The following is a 17,476-nucleotide window of genomic DNA, read 5'->3' as shown; positions in this document are numbered from 1 at the left end:
GAAGTGATTCACATGGCCAAGCGCATCGACGTCAGCGGCCTGACCGCCTACTACGGAAGCCACAAGGCCATCGAGGACATCTCGATGACCGTCGAGCCCCGCTCGGTAACCGCGTTCATCGGCCCCTCCGGCTGCGGCAAGTCCACCTTCCTGCGCACCCTGAACCGGATGCACGAGGTCACCCCCGGCGGCCGGGTCGAGGGCAAGGTGATGCTCGACGACGAGAACCTCTACGGCTCCGGTGTCGACCCGGTCTCCGTCCGGCGCACCGTCGGCATGGTCTTCCAGCGCCCGAACCCGTTCCCGACGATGTCCATCTTCGAGAACGTCGCGGCCGGACTGAAGCTGAACGGCTCGTACAAGAAGAGCGAGCTGGCGGACATCGTCGAGCGGTCCCTCAAGGGCGCCAACCTCTGGAACGAGGTCAAGGACCGGCTGAACAAGCCGGGCGCCGGACTCTCCGGCGGTCAGCAGCAGCGGCTGTGCATCGCCCGCGCCATCGCGGTCGAGCCCGATGTGCTGCTGATGGACGAGCCCTGCTCGGCGCTGGACCCGATCTCCACCCTCGCCATCGAGGACCTGATCGGCGACCTCAAGGAGCGCTTCACGATCGTCATCGTGACGCACAACATGCAGCAGGCGGCGCGGGTCTCGGACCGTACGGCCTTCTTCAACCTGGCGGGCGTCGGCCAGCCCGGCAAGCTCATCGAGATCGACGAGACCGAGCGGATCTTCTCCAACCCGTCGGTGCAGGCGACCGAGGACTACATCTCGGGCCGCTTCGGCTGACCCACGACCCCTCGCGATCCGGCGAGGAGGAGGCGTCCTGCGGTGCTGCATGGCGGTGCCACCGCATGACGAAAGGCCCGCCCCTGGCTCCCGGGGGCGGGCCTCCTATGTGCTCGCCGCGCTGCGGCGCGGGCCGACGGGCGTACGGCGAAGCCCGCGGGACGTGGATGACAACGCCCGCGGGCCGCGAGGGACAAGGCCGTCAGCCGAAGGCCAGATTCACGATCCAGTAGCTGCCCGCCGCCACACCGGCGGCCGCGGGCATGGTGATGAACCAGCCGAGGATGATGTTCTTCGCGACGCCCCAGCGCACCGCGCTGATGCGCTTGGTGGCGCCCACGCCCATGATCGCCGAGGTGATCACATGGGTGGTGGAGATCGGCGCGTTGAACATGAACGACGCGCTGTACATGACGGACGCCGCCGTGGTCTCGGCCGCGAACCCCTGCGGCGGGTCCAGCTCGATGATCCGGCGGCCCAGCGTGCGCATGATGCGCCAGCCGCCCGCGTAGGTGCCCAGCGAGAGCATCGCGGCACAGGCGATCTTCACCCACACCGGAATCGGATCACCCTGGTCCTCGACACCGGAGATGACCAGGGCCATCACCACAACACCCATGGTCTTCTGGGCGTCCTGGAGACCGTGGCCCAGCGCCATGCCCGCCGCCGAGACGGTCTGGGCTATCCGGAAGCCGCGCTTGGCCTTGTGCGGGTTGGCCTTACGGAAGATCCAGAAGATGATCACCATCACGAAGTAGCCCAGCACCAGGCCGACGATCGGCGAGATCACCATCGGAATGACGATCTTCTCCAGCACGCCGTCCCAGTGGACCGTGCTGGCACCGGCGAGCGCCGCGCCCACCAGACCGCCGAACAGAGCGTGTGAGGAGGAGGACGGCAGCCCGAAGTACCAGGTCACCATGTTCCAGGTGATCGCGCCCACCAGTCCGGCGAACAAGATCATCATGCCTTGTTTGCCCGTCGGGGTGGCGATCAGGCCCTCGCTGACGGTTTTGGCGACCCCACTGCCCAGGAAGGCACCGGCGAGGTTCATCACCGCGGCCATCGCCAGCGCCGCCCGCGGGGTCAGCGCGCGGGTGGAGACCGAGGTCGCGATGGCGTTCGCGGAGTCGTGGAAGCCGTTGGTATAGGTGAAGAAGAGCGCGACCGCGATGGTCACGACAAGCGCGAAGGTGTCCATGCCGGGGCTCAGGACTCCTTGACGGCGATGGTCTCGACCGTATTGGCCACATGCTCGAAGGCGTCGGCCGCCTCCTCGAGCACATCCACGATCTGCTTGAGCTTGAGCACCTCGATGGCGTCGTACTTGCCGTTGAAGAGGTGGGCCAGCAGCTTGCGGTGGATCTGGTCCGCCTGGTTCTCCAGCCGGTTGACCTCGATCCAGTACTCGGTGAGGTTGGTCATGGTGCGCAGATTCGGCATCGCCTCCGCGGTCAGCTCAGCCGCCCGCGCCAGCACCTCGATCTGCTGCTCCACACCCTTGGGCAACTCCTCGACCTGGTAGAGAACGACCAGGTCGACGGCCTCCTCCATGAAGTCCATGATGTCGTCGAGGGACGAGGCCAGACGGTAGATGTCCTCGCGGTCGAACGGCGTGATGAAGGAGGAGTTCAGCTGATGGAAGATCGCGTGGGTGGCGTCGTCTCCCGCGTGCTCCGCGGCCCTCATCCGCTCCGAGATCTCGGCACGAGCGGCGGAGTCCGCCCCGAGCAATTCCATCAGGAGCTTGGAGCCGGTCACGATGTTGTCCGCGGAGGCGGCGAACATGTCGTAAAAGCTCGTCTCCCTGGGGGTCAGACGAAAGCGCACTGGGGATCCTCGGGATGCAGCGGATGGGGACTCGACGATGCTAGGCGCATCTTCCGGCCACGGTAACCGGCGGTCCCAGTGTCGCCCATCAGGGAGAGTGCTCTTCACAGGGGCCGGAATCGACCGGAAAACCCGGTAGCATATACCCAGTGGGGGTATACGGGGACATAGAGTGAACAACGGGAGGACTCCATGACGACCACGGCAGCCGACACCGGCTCGCCCCTCGAGGGCGGGACCGGGAGCGAGGCATCCGGCCAGGCGTCGGGACCGGCTCCCGAGAGCCACGGCGGCCATGGGTACGCCAAGCAGAAGGACCAGCACCTCAAGCGGCTGCGCCGGATCGAGGGCCAGGTCAGGGGCTTGCAGCGGATGGTTGAAGAGGACGTCTACTGCATCGACATACTCACCCAGGTCTCGGCGAGCACCAAGGCGCTCCAGTCCTTCGCCCTCCAGCTGCTGGAGGAGCATCTGCGCCACTGCGTCGCCAGCGCGGCCGTGGAGAGCGCCGCACAGGGCGAGACCGAGGGCGGGAGCGAGGTCGACGCCAAGGTGGCCGAGGCCACAGCGGCCATCGCCCGGCTGCTGCGGACCTGACCGGGGCGGCCGGTGCGACCTGGCGCTCCGCCGGGGACCGGGCCCATCAGCGGCCCGCCGCGGGCCGCACCGCACCCTCGCCGGACGGAGCGCTCCGCGCCCGCCGGCGAGGCGGTGACAACTCTCACCCGGCGTCCGGGACCTCGGCTTCCGAATCCTGCTCCGCACCCGGAGCCCGGTCGGCACCCCGGTCGCTCCGGGGGCTGTCGACCCGGGCACGCTCGGCCGGATCTGATCGGTCGGCCTCCACCCGGAGAACCTCGTCGATACGGTCCGTGCTGAGCCTGTCCTCGTCCGCGCTCGACGCAGCGATCATCAACTCACCATAGAGATCGATCTCGACGAGGGCCACGGGGTCCGGGCCCGACGAGCCGCGACGCGCAACCACGTGTTTCACCTCCTCCTGCGAGCACCTGCGAGCACTTTCGAGCAGCGGCTTCCCAGCGTAGGGATCGGTACACACTCCGCGCATGGCACGGATGGGCCATTTCGAAGGGCAGAGCGGGCCCCTCCGACTACTTCTGAGGCGATCCGACCTTCCCTGTGTAGATATCCGCGGGCTTGGGCAGCTCGACCAGGGCCGGCGCCCCGAAGTCGTACAGCTCGGTCGTGGAGGACACCCCCACCGCGCTGCCGGTGGCCCCCTGCTCCTGGGCCGCGTCCCGGCCGCTGACCTGGCTGCCCACGGTGAAGCGGTGGCGCACCTCACGCAGCCGCCCGAGGCCGTCGAGATACGCGTCGAAGGCGACCGTGCCCTCGTCGAACCCCTTGGCCGCGGCGGTCAGCGCACCGCGCGCGCCCTCCGACGCCACCCGCGCGGCGCGGCCGATGTCGGTGGTGCCGCGGTAGTGGCGCACCAGGGCCCCGTCGAGCCCCTCCTCGCCCACCAGGCTCGCCTTCCGCACCCCGCGCAGCAGTTCGGCGGCGGCCAGCGGGTCCGTGGCTCCTCCGGTGACCAGATTGCCGTCCGGAATGTCGGTGGTGTCCACCCGTACCCATTTGTCGCTGGGGATGCCCGCACCGCGATTGCGCATGAAGAGCGCTCCGGAGGCGAGGAGTTCGGTGATCGGCGCATGCTCGGCGTCCCCCATCGGGTCGCGCGGCAGCAGCAGCCGCAGCCGCCCCCGCCGCTTCTCGAAGTCGTACGCCCCGGCGCCCCGGATGGACACGCGGGTGCCACCCGTGGCCGTCTCCATGGTCGTACGGACCCGTGAACTGCCCTCGCGGACCAGGACGTCCGCCGCCCGCCGCAGCACCGCGACCGCGGTCTCGTCCGGGGCGACACCGCCGGGGCGCTCATCGGCCGCCGTCTCGGAGGAACAGCCGCTGACTGTCGCCAGGAGCGCAGCCAGCAGACCGCCCGCCACGACCCCGGCGACCACTCTCACCCGTCTCCGTACGCCGAGTCCGCGCTGCTGGAACTCCATCGACCGCCGACCCCCTGGCCACGCTCGTCCATGCTTGGTACTTGTTCGTTTAACGATCCGGTCGGGCGGCCCGTCACGGCCCGGTAGCGTGGTCATGTGCTCGACTCAGGTGACACGGGCCCCGGCGCGGACGACGGCGGCCCGGGCGACACAGGCGCCGACGGCCCGCTCACGTCCACCGTGGAGCGGGGTTCCTTCTGCCTCGCCCGCTGCACCTGCGGCTGGTCCGGCCCCGCCCGTCGCGCCCGCGGGCTGGCGCGCGACGACGCGGCCGCGCATACGACGACCCGTCACTCCGTGCCGGACGTGCTCTGAACTCCGCGCCGGACGTGCTCTGACGACGACGTTCCCGGCTTCCCTCGACGGCGGCGTTCCCCGGCGCCTTGCCCTGTTCTCCCTGACGGTCGCAGGCTCCCCTCCTCACGGCCGTCCCACCGGCTGCCTGTTGATGGCCCCTTGATGGCCAAAACGTCGAACTCCCGCCCGGACAAACGGAACCACCTCACCCGGTCCTCCCCTCTGACCAAGTGACCGGGCCCGCTGAGCGGCGGCCTGGTCCGCGTTTCGGACACAGGTCGACAGGGAGGGGACACCGCCATGAACCGGCGGAAACTGCTGGCAGCGGGCACCGGACTCACGGTGACGGCCGGCTGGGCCACCGCATGCAGCAACGATTCCGGACGGGCCGCCTCCTCCCGTTCCACCTCCGGGGCGGACGTCCGCTCCGCCGCCGCCTCCGGCCGCCCCGGCGCCCTCGCCGGAACGGCGCGGGCCGCGGACTGGACCGCGCTGGGCAGGGACCTCCAGGGCGATCTGGTGCGCCCCGGCGACTCCGACTTCACCTCGGCCCGGCGGCTCTACAACACCCGGTTCGACCATCTGCGTCCGGCCGGTGTCGCCTATATAGAGAACACCGCCGACATCGCCGCCTGTCTGGCCTTCGCCCGGCGCCACAACACCCCGGTGGCCATCCGCAACGGCGGCCACAGCTACGCCGGATGGTCCAGCGGCGACGGCCGTCTGATCATCGATGTCTCCGCGCTGCGCTCGATCCGCACCACCTCGGGCGAGGCCCGGATCGGCGGCGGCGCCAAGCTCATCGACATCTACACCACGCTGGGCGCCCGCGGTGTCACCGTCCCCGGCGGCTCCTGCCCCACGGTGGGCATCTCCGGTCTGACGCTGGGCGGCGGCCATGGTGTGGTCTCCCGGGCGTACGGGCTGACCTCGGACAGCCTCATCGGCGCGAAGATCGTCACCGCGGACGGCAAGACGCTGGACGTCTCCAAGAACCGCGAGACCGATCTGTTCTGGGCCCTGCGCGGCGCCGGCAACGGCAACTTCGGCGTGGTCACCGAACTCCGCTTCCGCACCCACCAGACCCACGACGGCGTCACCGCGTACATGTCATGGCCATGGTCGAAGGCGGCGAAGGTGCTGAGCGCCTGGCAGAAGTGGGGCCCGGACCAGCCGGACGAAATATGGTCCTCGCTGCATCTGTCCGCCACCCCCGGCCACACCCCCACCGTCTCCGTCAGCTGCTTCTCTTTGGGCACCTACGGCGACCTCCAGAACGCCGTGGACCGGCTGGCCGACGGCCCGGGCGGCCCCGGCCCGGCCACCCGGGTCACCCTGCGCCGCCGCGACTACGTCGAGGCGATGCGGATGTACGCGGGCTGCAGCGAGACCTCGACCACCAAGTGCCATCTGCCCGGCGGCCACCCGGGCCAGAGCAACTCCGGGGTGCTCCAGCGCGAGACCTACGCGGCGCGCTCGGACTTCTACGACCGCTCGCTGAGCGCGGCGGGCGTCCGCGCGATGCTCGACCAGGTCGAGCGGTTCGGACGGCGCACCAGCGGCGGTGGCGCGGTCAGCATCGCGCTCACCGCGCTGGGCGGGGCGGTGAACCGCGTATCGGCCCAGAGCACCGCGTTCGTCCACCGGCGCTCGCGCTTCCTCGCGCAGTACACCGGCTCCTGGGCGGCGGGCGGCTCGGGCGACGCACAGAACTCCTGGCTGGCCAGTACGCACTCGGCGATGCGGCGGTACGCCTCGGGGGCGGCGTACCAGAACTACACCGACGCGTCCCTGAGAGACTGGCGGAAGGCGTACTACGGATCCGCCGCGGACCGGCTGACCCAGCTGAAGAAGCGTTACGACCCGGACCGGCTCTTCAACTTCCCGCAGGCGCTCTGACGCCCGCACACCGGCCGAACACGGCAAAGGCCCGGCGGTTCATCCGCCGGGCCTTTGCCGTGTGTACGCCGGGTGCCAGGGCCTAGGCCGCGAGGTCCTTGTTGCCGCGCTCGCCGCCCGGCGACCGGCGCTCGGGCACCTCCGGCAGCCCTTCCCCGGCCGCGGATCCGACGGCGTGGGCGGCGCGGCCGTCCCGTACCAGCCAGCCCGCGCGGGAGCCCGCGATGGCGGTCGTCAGCGGGGTGAGCAGCATCATCGCCAGCGGCGCCAGCAGCAGTGTGACCGCCGTGCCCAGCGCGAACCCGCCGACCACGTCCGTGGGGTAGTGCACGCCCATGTAGACCCGGCAGAAGCCTTCGAGCAGCGCCAGCGCTATGGCACCCACCCCGAAGGCGCGGTGGGCCATGAAGACGCCGACGGCAATGGCCATGGTCAGCGTCGCGTGATCGCTGACGAAGGAGTAGTCGGTCTTGCCCGCGACCAGGACGTCGAGCCCCTGATGGTCCTTGAAGGGGCGGGGCCGCTGGACGATGCCCCGGATGGGGATGTTGGCCAGCAGCGCGAGTCCGGCCGCCAGCGGCGCCCATATCAGCCCCGCGACGGCGGACGGCGCTTCCTGCGGACGCTTGCGCACGCTCCACCAGGCGCCGAGGGCCACCAGGACCAGCCCGATGACGATCCCGTACTCGCCGACGAACTCCATGACGCGGTCGAACCAGTGGGGGGCGTCCTTCGCGAGTCCGTTGATGTCGTAGAGCAGGCTGACATCGGGGTTCGACCCGTCCTGTGCGAGTCCAGCCATGTGCCATGACCCCTTATCTCTTGCCTGTTGCTACATGCCGTTGACGGCCCCCGTGGTGGTGACGACCGGTGGCCGCCGTGACCGGTGCCGGAGAACCGGCCGCCCGTCCACGTCGGACCACGCTGATCCCATGCATGGAATCGATCCACTCCCAGGAAACGCCCACTTTCCGCCGGGCGTTCCGTTCTCAACCCAACGATCACCGGGACGTTATCGAAGGGTGACCGATCGTCGCAGCTCAGGGGGAATCTTTACGCGGAGTTCGCCCGTGGCAACGCTTTTGCGCCATCTTGTGTCACCCGCGTCGCGCCGATGTAGTCGGGGGTGTCGATCTTGTCGAATCTGATCACCGCGCCCGTGTACGGAGCGTTGATCATGTATCCGCCGCCCACATACATCCCCACATGGTGGATCGATCTCGGATCGTCGAGATCGTAGGCGAAGAAGACCAGGTCCCCGGGGATCAGCTCGTTCCGCTTGGGGTGGGGCCCGGCGTTCCACTGGTCATTGGCAACGCGCGGGAGATCGATCCCGACGGTCTTGTACGCCGCCTTGGTGAGCCCCGAGCAGTCGAACCGGCCGCCCTGCTCGGGCGTACCGTTCCCGCCCCACAGATACTCCTTGCCGAGCTGCTTCTGCGCGAAGTAGATCGCCCCGGCCGACTGCTGCGAGGGGCGCACCCGCTGGACGGGGGCCTCGAAGCTCTTGGCGAGGGTGGTGATCGTCTTCACGTAGTTCCGTGTCTCGCGGTACGGCGGCACCCCGCCGTGCTTGATCACGGCATAGGCACCGGCGTTGTACGAGGCCAGCATGTTGTGCGTGGCGTTGCCCGGCACGTCCTTCACATACTTGGCGAGCGAGCAGTCATAGGCGGCCGCCGACGCGATGGCATCCTTCGGATCCCAGATGTCCCGGTCGCCGTCCTTGTCGCCGTCCACCCCGTGGCTGGCCCAGGTGGCGGGGATGAACTGCGCTATCCCCTTGGCGTTGGCCGGGCTCTGCGCCTTCGCGTTCCACCCGCTCTCCTGGTAGAGCTGCGCGGCCAGGAGCGCGGGATTGATGGCGGGGCAGCTATTGCCCCACTTCTGGACGAGCGGCTGGTACGCGGCCGGGACGGCGCCCTTGGCCAGCCCGACGGTCCCGCCGCTGCCGCCGCCGGTGAGATCCGCGGCGACCATATAGGTGCCGACGACCAGCAGACCGACGAACGAGGACGTGACCCCGAGACCGACACTGACGCCCAGCCAGACCTTGCGCACCCGGCCATCCTCCCCCATCGACCCCCCGTACGAACGCGTTTCCGCACGCACGGCGAAATCCAGCCGCTTCCCAGCCGAAACCTTACGGCGGCCCCGCGGCACGCGCCCCCCATGCCTCGCCGCTCCGCCCTCTGCCGCCTTCCACCAGGCCGTGGAACGCGTAGAGTCCGGCGCGTCCGAGCCGCCCGAACCACATCCGGGGGAAGCAGAGATGACGCAGCTCGACTGGCAGCGGGCCCCGGCCGGCGACGGCGAGCCGGGCGCCGCCCGCCTGGAGGTGGCCGTGGACCCGGACGGCCGGATCCACCTGCGGGAGAGCGACGCCCCGCAGACCGTCGTCATCACCACCCCCGCCAAGTGGATCGCGTTCGTCAAAGGGGTCAAGGCCGGCGAGTTCGACGACTTCACCGAGGGGTGAGGACGGGTGACGAGCCGTCGGGGCGACTCCGGACGGGTGGACCGGGGGCGCCGAACGGCGTGCCCGACCGGCGTGTCGGGGGACGCAGCACTGGGCCCGATGGCGGTCACTGATCGTTGCCCGGCGCCCAGGTGCGTGATACACAGAGTAACCATAGGGCCTTGTTTTGACGCGCCTCGCCCACCGGACAGACCGCAGTGGTCCACAACACGTGCGAGATCCGCCAAGAAATGCCGCCAAGTCGACATGCGGAAGCGGAATCGTCAGCGAAGATAGAGACTGACCCACGCCATGACGGCGAGGCAGATACAACTACCCATAAGGGGCGGTGAGTTCAAATGTTCCTAGCGGCCGAAAAGGGCGACATCAACACCATCATCGGCGGAATCGCCCCAGACTGGGGCCCCTTCGGGAGCCTTGGCAGCGAGGCCCGCGTGATGATCGAGGTCGTGATGGCCATCGCGCTGCTGCTCTGCTTCGGCATCGCGATCTGGGGCGCTGCCAAGCAGCGGATCGGCGCGACGGCACTGCGCGACACCTTCAGCGCGGAGCAGGGCAAGGGGCTGATCGTCGCCGGCCTGACCGGTGTCTTCATCATCGGTTCACTGGGCACCCTCTTCACGATCGTGTACGGCATGGCCATCTAGCCCCGCCCCGGAGCGGCGGAAGCGCCGGGCAGAGGAGCGCGGAACCGGCGGACGAGCCGGAACACGGAGCGCGCTCCGCTCTTCGAGCCCCGGAGCCGCCCCTCGTATCCGGCGTACGCCCCCGTTCCCGAGCCTCCGCCCCCGATCCCCTCTACCGGCCCCCACTCCCGTTACCCGAGGCTGCTCCCCGATGCCCGCTCCGATGCCCGCTCTCCTCGCTGAGGTCGTGTCAGCTTGATGTCCACTCACACCACCGCGCCCGAGCGTCAGTCCACGCCGTTACCGTCGTACAGGGGTGGAGGAAGAGCGACCATGGTCGACGCGGCCGGTACGGGCGGCCGGATCGGCCCGGTCGGCGGCAGGCTTGGCACGGGTGAAGGGGCGTACGCACGATGAGTCTCGGCGGCGACGACGGATACGGCGGCGACTACGACGGCCACGACACGGGCCGCGCCCGCGGCGCGGCCTCCGGCGACCACCTCACACGCACCCGCCTACCCGAAGGCGACGGCGACCCCTACGGCCCACCCCGCCGCGGCGCCGGCCGCGCGGCCAAGCCCAGCCGCAATCTGGTCACCGTGGTCGGCGTTGTCGTCCTCCTCCTCGCCGCCATCGCCTTCGTCAACCGCGGCGGCGGCAAGGACAACGACTCCGACAGCGGCACCACGGGCGGCACCAGCGCCGACAGCCAGCCCACCGCCCCGACGGGCCAGCGCCCGGTCGAGGGCAAGAACAGCGTGACGGGCATCGCGTCCGGCTTCCCGAAGACCGAGCAGGGGGCGCAGAGCGCGGCGGCGAATTACGCGGTGGCGCTGGGATCCGATGGCATGTTCAAGCCCACCCGCCGCGAGGCGATTGTGAACACCATCTATGCCCCGGATGTCGCGGCCACGCGGCTCAAGAAGCTCGACAAAGCGTTCTCCAACAGCAAGATCCTCGCCAATGCCGGTCTCGATTCCGACGGCAATCCCCCGGACGGCATGACCTTCGTCTCACGCGTCAACCCCGTAGGCACCAAGGTGGAGAAGTTCAAGAACGGTGAGACCCGGGTCTCTGTCTGGGACTCACGACTCTTCGGCCTCGCGGGGGAAGGGTCCAAGACCCCGGTCGCCGAGAGCTGGTACACGGATACGTTCGACCTGAAATGGATCAAGGGTGACTGGAAGATCGTCCAGTACGCCCAGAAGAGCGGCCCGGCGCCTGTCGGCCAAGACCAGACCGCTTCCTCCGCCGAGGACATGGCCAACGCCGTAGAGGGATTCGGAGGGTTCACGTATGCCCGCTAGTCGCCGCCGCGCCCTCTCAATGGGTGCGGCAGTCGCATCCGTACAAGCCGCTTGCGTACTGCTTGCCACTCACGCAGCAGCTGCCCCGACTCCTCGCCCGTCGGACACCAGCGACGGTTGTGACGGCATTGATGACGCCCAGCTCAAGGATTTGTGCAAGGGCGATGGTGGCGGGGGGTCATCCGGCTCCGACCCCTCCAACCCCCTCGACCCCGCCGCCTCCCTCGCCCGCGGCTGCGCCGACGCCGCCGCCTGGCTCGTCGGCAAGCTCTCCAAGCTGGTCAAAGAGACAGCCAACGTCGACTTCACCAACGAAGCCTTCCTCCGCCAGTACGCCGTCGTCTTCGCCGCCTCGACCGTCCTGACCCTCATCCTCTGGCTCCTCGCCGTTGCCAAGCGCGCCATCCGTGGCGTCCCGCTCGGGGAGGCGCTCTCCGAAGCCATAGGTTTCCTCTGGCTGACGGTCCTGGCCTCCGCCTTCACCCCGCTCATCCTCTATACGGTCGTCACCGCGACCGACGCCGTCACCGAAGCCATCGCCTCCGGCACCGGTGCGGACAACGACGCCTTCTTCGGCTCGTTCTCGGAAGCCCTCAAGAAGGACGAGGACATCGGCGGCGGCCCCATCATGCTCATCGTCGTCTCCCTCGTGACGATCCTCGCCGCCGGCGTGCTCTGCCTCGAGCTGGTCATCCGCGCCGCCCTGCTCTACGTCGGCGCCCTGCTGGGCACCGCCGTCTACTCCGGCCTGGTCGACAAGAACATGTGGAGCCACGTCCGCCGCTGGGCCGGAATCATGATCGCCGTGATCCTCGTCAAGCCGGTGGTCGTGACGGTCCTCGCCCTCGCCGGGGCGCTCTCCACCTCCGGTGACGAGCCCGACGCCTTCTCAGCCGTCGTCTCCGGCCTCTCCATCATCATCCTTGCCATCTTCGCCAGCGCGATGATCTACCGCTTCGTGCCCGGCTTCGGCGACGAGATCGTCAAGGCCCGCAGCGCCAGCGCCGACCCGGCCTCCCGCCAGGCCGCCGCCATCATCAGCTCCCCCGCCGCCCTGGTGAAGCAGGGCATCAACACCCACAGCGCCCGCGGCGGAGGCGACAGCGGCTCGGGCGGCGGCTCGGCGCAGTCCAAGCCCGCCAACCCCGTCTCCGGCGGCGTGGCCGCCCACAGCACCCGCTCTGCCGGAGGCGGCGGCGGAAGCAGCAGCGGCAGTCCCGGCGGAGGCGGCGGAGCCTCCGCCACCAGCCGTACCGGCCACCCCGGCGGCAGCCGTGGCAGCGCCCCCCGCACCCCCAACCGCAGCTCCGGCAACACCCCGGGAGGTGACCGGCGGTGACGCTCGACGTCCAGACGCATCCCGTCCACGCGCCCCGACGCACGTATCTGATCGGCCGCGCCCGCCCCAACGCGATCGTCGGCAAGAACCGCGAGACCGGCGAGATCGCCCTGATCATCGGGGGCGCGTTCGTCGGCATGATGTGCGGGCTGGTGGTGCAGGTGCTCATCGTGCGCATCGTCGCCCTGGTCGGCTTCCCCACCCTCGCCCTCGCCGCCGTGTACGTGCCGTACAACGGCCGTACCTTCTACCGGTGGTTCGAGATCAACCGTTCCTACAAGCGTGCCGTCCGCAAGGGCACCACCGCCTACCGCTCCTCCGCCGCCGAGGTCGGCACCCGGTTCGACGGCCGTGAGGTCGAGGTCGGCCCGCCCCCCGGCATCGGCCGGATCAGCTGGCTGGCCGCCCCCTTCGGCCCCGACGAGATCGCCGTGCTGCTGCACGCCGACCGCCGCACCGTCACCGCCGCCATCGAGATCGAGGGCCCCGGCGTCGGTCTGCGCGACAGCGAGGACCAGGAGGCCCTCGTCGACCGGTTCGGCACTCTCCTCAAGCATGTGGCCAACGGCGATGGCTTCGTGACGCGCCTCCAGATGCTGGCCCGCACCCTCCCCGCCGACCCCGACGCCCACGCCAAGGACGTCGAGCGCCGCGGCGACCGCGATGCGCCCCACTGGCTCAAGGACTCCTACGACCAGCTCCAGTCCATGGTCTCGACCTCCTCCGAGCAGCACCGCGCCTATCTCGTCGCCTGTATGCACTACACCCGCGAGCTGGCCGCCGAAGCCCAGGCCATCGCCCGCGCCACCCGCCACAGCTCCGGCGGCCGCCGCCTCGACAAGGACGCGGGCCTGGCCGTCGTCATGGCGCGTGAGCTGACCGACATCTGCGCCCGGCTCGCCGAGGCCGACATCCGCGTCCGCCAGCCCCTGGGGCAGGGCCGGCTGGCCTCGTTGATCCACTCCATGTACGACCCGGACCACCCCATCGACCACATCCAGGCCATGACCAAGCGGAACGCCTGGCCCGCCGAGCTGGACGCGATGGAGCCCACCTACCTCCAGGCCAAGACGCGTGAGTCCAGCACCCGCGACCCCTGGTGCCACGCCACCGCGTGGGTGAAGGAGTGGCCCATGACGCCCGTCGGGGTCAACTTCCTCGCCCCGCTCCTCGTCCACACCCCCGACGTCATCCGTACGGTCGCGGTCTGTATGGACCTTGAGCCCACCGAGATCGCCATCGAGCGGATGCTCACCGAGAAGACCAACGACGAGGCCGAGGCCAGCCGCGCCGCGAAGATGAACCGCACCGTCGACCCCCGTGACATCGCCGCTCACGGCCGTCTGGACCAGCGCGGCGAGGACCTCGCCAGCGGCGCCGCGGGCGTCAACCTCGTCGGTTACATCACCGTCTCCTCCCGCTCACCGGAGGCACTCGCGCGTGACAAGCGGACCATCCGGGCCTCGGCGGGGAAGAGCTATCTCAAGCTGGAGTGGTGCGACCGTGAGCACCACCGGGCTTTTGTGAACACGCTGCCGTTCGCGACCGGCATCCGCCGATAGAGCCAACAGATCCAGTAGAGCAGTTAGAGACGACTGGGACGACAGGGACGATAGGGGCTCCGCCGTGGCCGATCCGATGAGCGCTCTCACCGAAGCGTTCACCACCTTTCTGTTCGGAAAGGTGGAGACCACGCGGCTGCCCGTCCGCACCTCCACCGGGCAGGCACAGGCCGTCTATCTCCCCACCGCGGCACCCGGCCTCGGGGACTCCGGCGTTGTCATCGGGCGCGAGGTGTACTCCGGGAAGGGCTATATCTACGACCCTTTCCAGCTCTACGGACAGCAGCTGCCCGCCCCGCACTGGCTGGTGCTCGGTGAGTCCGGGAACGGCAAGTCGGCCCTGGAGAAGACCTATGTCCTGCGCCAGCTGCGGTTCCGCGACCGCCAGGTCGTGGTGCTGGACGCTCAGGGCGAGGATGGTGTGGGCGAGTGGAACCTCATCGCCGAGGAGCTCGGCATAACGCCCATCCGGCTCGACCCCATGGCCGCCCTGGACGGCGGAATCCGGCTCAACCCCCTGGATCCGTCGATCACCACCACCGGTCAGCTCGCCCTGCTCCGCACCATCATCGAAGTCGCGATGGGCCACGGGCTCGACGAGCGCTCCGGATTCGCCCTGAAGGTCGCGCACGCGTACGTCAACGAGACCATCGTCGACCGTCAGCCGGTCCTCACCGACATCGTCGAGCAGCTGCGGCACCCCGAGGCCGAGTCCGCCGAGGCGATGAACGTCGACATAGACGATGTACGGGCCTGGGGCCTGGATGTCGCCCTCGTCCTGGACCGGCTGGTCGACGGTGACCTCCGCGGCATGTTCGACGGACCGACCACGGCCGGAATCGACCTCGACGCGCCCCTTATCGTCTTCGACCTCTCCCATATCGACCGCAATTCGATCGCGATGCCGATCCTCATGGCCATCGTGGGCGTCTGGCTGGAGCACACCTGGATCCGGCCGGACCGCAAGAAGCGCATCTTCCTGGTCGAAGAGGCGTGGCACATCATCAACTCGCCGTTCGTCGCCCAGCTCTTCCAGCGGCTGCTGAAGTTCGGCCGCCGGCTCGGTCTGTCCTTCGTCGCCGTTGTCCACCACCTCTCCGACGTGGTCGACGGCGCGGCGGCGCGGGAAGCCGCGGCGATCCTCAAGATGGCGTCCACCCGCACCATCTACGCCCAGAAGGCGGACGAGGCACGGGCGACGGGGCGGGTGCTGGGCCTGCCCCGCTGGGCGGTCGAGATCATCCCGACCCTCTCGCCCGGTATCGCGGTCTGGGACGTCAACGGCAACGTACAGGTCGTCAAACACCTGATCACCGAGGCCGAGCGGCCCCTCGTCTACACCGACCGGGCCATGACGGAGGACGCGCTGGCCGTCCAGATGGCGGCCGAAGCGGAGGCCGAGGAGCGGGCCGCGGCGGCGGTCGAGGCAGCGGAGGCGGATGCATACGGCGGACCGTCATACGGATCCACGGTGGCATGACATGACAGCGGGGCTGAACCGCGGCGGACCCGCGGATCACGGGAGACCTCCGGGCCCGGAGCACGGCATTCCGGACGGGCTGCTGGTCGGCGTCATGGCATTCCTGCTGGGCTTGACCTGTCTGGTGTGGTCGGCGACCGGCCTGGCCGGGCTCTTCGCCCACGGCTCCTGGCCGGACGGCCTGACCTTCGTGCGTACGCCTCTGGCGCTGCGTCATCTCGTCGAGGAGCCGCACAACCTCGCGGCGGCATGGCCCGACACCCCGAAGGCGCAACTGTCGGGGTACGGGCTCTTCTGGGGGCTCTTCATCAGCGAGCTGATGGTGCTGATCGTGCTGACGATCTTCACGGTCGGCACGGTGACCCGCTACCGCGCGGTCCGCGCCAGACGCCGCGCCGAGGCCGCACAGGCCGCACAGGCCAAGAGGGAAGCCACGGCCGAGGCGAAGGCGGCTGAGGCGGAGCGGCCGGGAGCGGTGAACGGCGGACCCGAGCCGACCTCATCCGCGCGGCCGCCGGGGAGGGCATACGAGACCGCCGGGTACGGCTCAACGGACCCTGGCCCCGGCAGCCCCCGCGACGCGACAACGGCACCGCCCGCGGGCGGCCCGACGCTCCCGGTCCCCGGCGGCCCCCAGCCGCCAGACGTGGTCCACGCCCCCGCGGTCTCCGCCCCCACCGCCGAGCGGCCGCCCCCGTGGGACGCACCCACCACCGACGGGGGCGCCCCGGACCCCACGGTGGCGGGACAGCCGCTGCCCGCACCCCGCCCCGACTCCGCGACCGCAGCCCTCCCCAACGGGGAGCTGAGCCGGTCCCGGGTGCTCTTCGGCGCACAGCGCGGTACGTCGGCCACCGAAGCCGTCCTGGAGGCCGTCGGCCCCGTCCTGGTGGTCACCAGTGACGCCGCGCTCTGGTCCTCCACCAAGGACGCCCGGGCCAAGTTCGGCCCCACCCATGTCTTCGACCCCTCCCATCTCCTCGACACCCCGGCCCGGCTGCGCTGGAACCCGGCTGCGGACTGCGGGTCCCGCGATATCGCGGCCACGCGCGCCGCGGCGCTCCTCGCTCCCGTACGCCCCGCGCACGCCATGGACAGGCCCATGGCGGAGGCCGCGGAGACGCTCCTCCGCTGCTGGCTGCATGCCGCGGCGGTGGACGGCCGCCCCTTCCGCCATGTGCACCGCTGGGCACAGGGCAACTCCGCACATGAGCCCGTACGCATCCTGCGGACGAACCCCAAGGCGGCGGGCGGTACGGCGGGGGAGCTGGAGGCAACGCTCACCGCGCACCCCGAACGGCGCGATCTGGCACAGGAACTGACGGCACGTGCGCTCAGCGCGCTGTCCTCCATCCACATCCGGGACGCCTGCAATCCGGGACGTGCCGATTCGCTCGCGCTGGAGTCATTCGTGGGCGAAGGGGGAACGCTCTATGTGATGGGCGAATCCATCGAGGATCCGCGGACCCATCCGGGTGCGATGCCCTTGCTGACCGCACTCGCCTCGCACGTGGTCGAGCACGGCCGGCGCATGGCCGAACGGTCATCCTCCGGTCGGCTCGACCCACCACTCACCCTCGTCCTTGACGACATCGCCGCCGTGGCACCACTCCCGGCGCTTCCCGATCTACTGACCCAGGGAACGGCCCAGGGCCTGCCCACGCTGGCGCTGATGCGCTCTCAGGAACAGGCACGGGCACGGTGGCCGCATCGCTCCCTGGCGACCCAGGAGCAGGGCTAGTACACGAGGACAGGACACCAGCGGCGCTGCGCTGGCGCCCCTGGCACCCTGGCGCGCTGGCGTCAAAGACAGGTGAACTCCAGCGCATTGAATGGGTCGTGAG

17 protein-coding genes are annotated in these 17,476 nt (G+C 69.8%); 11 read left to right on the top strand and 6 right to left on the bottom strand.

Going from position 1 to position 17,476, the window contains the following annotated elements:
- The first annotated feature begins 12 nt into the window (after positions 1 to 12).
- Positions 13 to 789: a phosphate ABC transporter ATP-binding protein PstB gene (gene pstB, locus JK363_RS34310; protein WP_201881323.1), complete on the top strand. Its 777-nt coding sequence runs from the start codon at positions 13 to 15 to the stop codon at positions 787 to 789.
- Between the two features lie 202 nt (positions 790 to 991).
- Here the strand turns inward: pstB and JK363_RS34305 are convergent, their stop codons facing one another.
- Both JK363_RS34305 and JK363_RS34300 read right to left on the bottom strand, forming a co-directional pair.
- Positions 992 to 1,990, bottom strand: coding sequence for an inorganic phosphate transporter (locus JK363_RS34305; RefSeq protein ID WP_201881322.1), 999 nt, complete (start codon positions 1,988 to 1,990; stop codon positions 992 to 994).
- Between the two features lie 8 nt (positions 1,991 to 1,998).
- The gene (locus JK363_RS34300; RefSeq protein WP_201881320.1) at positions 1,999 to 2,619 is read right to left on the bottom strand and encodes a DUF47 domain-containing protein; all 621 of its coding nucleotides are present in this window, start codon (positions 2,617 to 2,619) and stop codon (positions 1,999 to 2,001) included.
- Between the two features lie 192 nt (positions 2,620 to 2,811).
- Here JK363_RS34300 and JK363_RS34295 point away from each other — a divergent pair, with 192 nt between their 5' ends.
- On the top strand, positions 2,812 to 3,216 hold the full coding sequence (locus tag JK363_RS34295; RefSeq protein WP_201881318.1) for a metal-sensitive transcriptional regulator: 405 nt from the start codon (positions 2,812 to 2,814) through the stop codon (positions 3,214 to 3,216).
- Between the two features lie 124 nt (positions 3,217 to 3,340).
- On the opposite strand, the gene JK363_RS43115 is transcribed toward JK363_RS34295, so the two are convergent.
- Positions 3,341 to 3,604 (bottom strand): hypothetical protein, encoded by a 264-nt coding sequence (locus JK363_RS43115; RefSeq protein ID WP_201881441.1) that lies wholly within the window; start codon positions 3,602 to 3,604, stop codon positions 3,341 to 3,343.
- A 127-nt stretch (positions 3,605 to 3,731) separates the two neighbouring features.
- Positions 3,732 to 4,643 carry an SCO4651 family lipoprotein gene (locus JK363_RS34285; RefSeq protein WP_201881316.1) on the bottom strand — a complete coding sequence of 304 codons (912 nt, stop codon included), beginning with the start codon at positions 4,641 to 4,643 and terminating at the stop codon, positions 3,732 to 3,734.
- Positions 4,644 to 4,739: 96 nt separating this feature from the next.
- On the opposite strand from JK363_RS34285, the gene JK363_RS34280 reads away from it, so the two are divergent.
- Positions 4,740 to 4,958, top strand: coding sequence for a hypothetical protein (locus JK363_RS34280; RefSeq protein WP_201881439.1), 219 nt, complete (start codon positions 4,740 to 4,742; stop codon positions 4,956 to 4,958).
- A 282-nt stretch (positions 4,959 to 5,240) separates the two neighbouring features.
- Positions 5,241 to 6,839: an FAD-binding oxidoreductase gene (locus JK363_RS34275; protein WP_201881314.1), complete on the top strand. Its 1,599-nt coding sequence runs from the start codon at positions 5,241 to 5,243 to the stop codon at positions 6,837 to 6,839.
- 82 nt (positions 6,840 to 6,921) lie between these two features.
- Here JK363_RS34275 and JK363_RS34270 read toward each other — a convergent pair whose 3' ends face one another.
- Together JK363_RS34270 and JK363_RS34265 are read right to left on the bottom strand one after the other, a co-directional pair.
- Entirely contained in the window at positions 6,922 to 7,641 is a 720-nt protein-coding gene (locus JK363_RS34270) for a phosphatase PAP2 family protein (RefSeq protein WP_201881313.1), read from the bottom strand.
- A 251-nt stretch (positions 7,642 to 7,892) separates the two neighbouring features.
- Positions 7,893 to 8,900 (bottom strand): C40 family peptidase, encoded by a 1,008-nt coding sequence (locus tag JK363_RS34265; RefSeq protein ID WP_372444910.1) that lies wholly within the window; start codon positions 8,898 to 8,900, stop codon positions 7,893 to 7,895.
- 211 nt (positions 8,901 to 9,111) lie between these two features.
- Here JK363_RS34265 and JK363_RS34260 point away from each other — a divergent pair, with 211 nt between their 5' ends.
- The 7 genes from JK363_RS34260 (at position 9,112) to JK363_RS34230 (ending at position 17,373) form a co-directional block, all read left to right on the top strand.
- On the top strand, positions 9,112 to 9,318 hold the full coding sequence (locus JK363_RS34260) for a DUF397 domain-containing protein (RefSeq protein WP_201881311.1): 207 nt from the start codon (positions 9,112 to 9,114) through the stop codon (positions 9,316 to 9,318).
- 338 nt (positions 9,319 to 9,656) lie between these two features.
- Complete coding sequence (locus JK363_RS34255; protein ID WP_201881310.1) at positions 9,657 to 9,965, top strand: DUF8827 family protein; 309 nt, start codon at positions 9,657 to 9,659, stop codon at positions 9,963 to 9,965.
- 392 nt (positions 9,966 to 10,357) lie between these two features.
- Positions 10,358 to 11,251, top strand: coding sequence for a hypothetical protein (locus tag JK363_RS34250; protein WP_201881309.1), 894 nt, complete (start codon positions 10,358 to 10,360; stop codon positions 11,249 to 11,251).
- A complete protein-coding gene (locus JK363_RS34245) occupies positions 11,241 to 12,590 on the top strand; it encodes a hypothetical protein (protein WP_201881307.1) in 1,350 nt (449 codons plus the stop codon). The genes JK363_RS34250 and JK363_RS34245 overlap by 11 nt, the downstream gene beginning before the upstream one ends.
- Entirely contained in the window at positions 12,587 to 14,152 is a 1,566-nt protein-coding gene (locus JK363_RS34240; RefSeq protein WP_201881306.1) for an SCO6880 family protein, read from the top strand. Before JK363_RS34245 ends, JK363_RS34240 begins: the two co-directional genes overlap by 4 nt.
- Before the next feature lie 76 nt (positions 14,153 to 14,228).
- Positions 14,229 to 15,632, top strand: coding sequence for an ATP-binding protein (locus JK363_RS34235; RefSeq protein ID WP_215911559.1), 1,404 nt, complete (start codon positions 14,229 to 14,231; stop codon positions 15,630 to 15,632).
- Between the two features lies 1 nt (position 15,633).
- Entirely contained in the window at positions 15,634 to 17,373 is a 1,740-nt protein-coding gene (locus JK363_RS34230; protein ID WP_201881303.1) for a P-loop NTPase family protein, read from the top strand.
- Positions 17,374 to 17,476: the final 103 nt, after the last annotated feature.

This window comes from Streptomyces coffeae (assembly GCF_016741875.1).
GTDB lineage: Bacteria > Actinomycetota > Actinomycetes > Streptomycetales > Streptomycetaceae > Streptomyces > Streptomyces coffeae.
The sequence above is the reverse complement of the archived record's forward strand: the minus strand, read 5'-3'. Positions and strand labels throughout refer to the sequence as shown.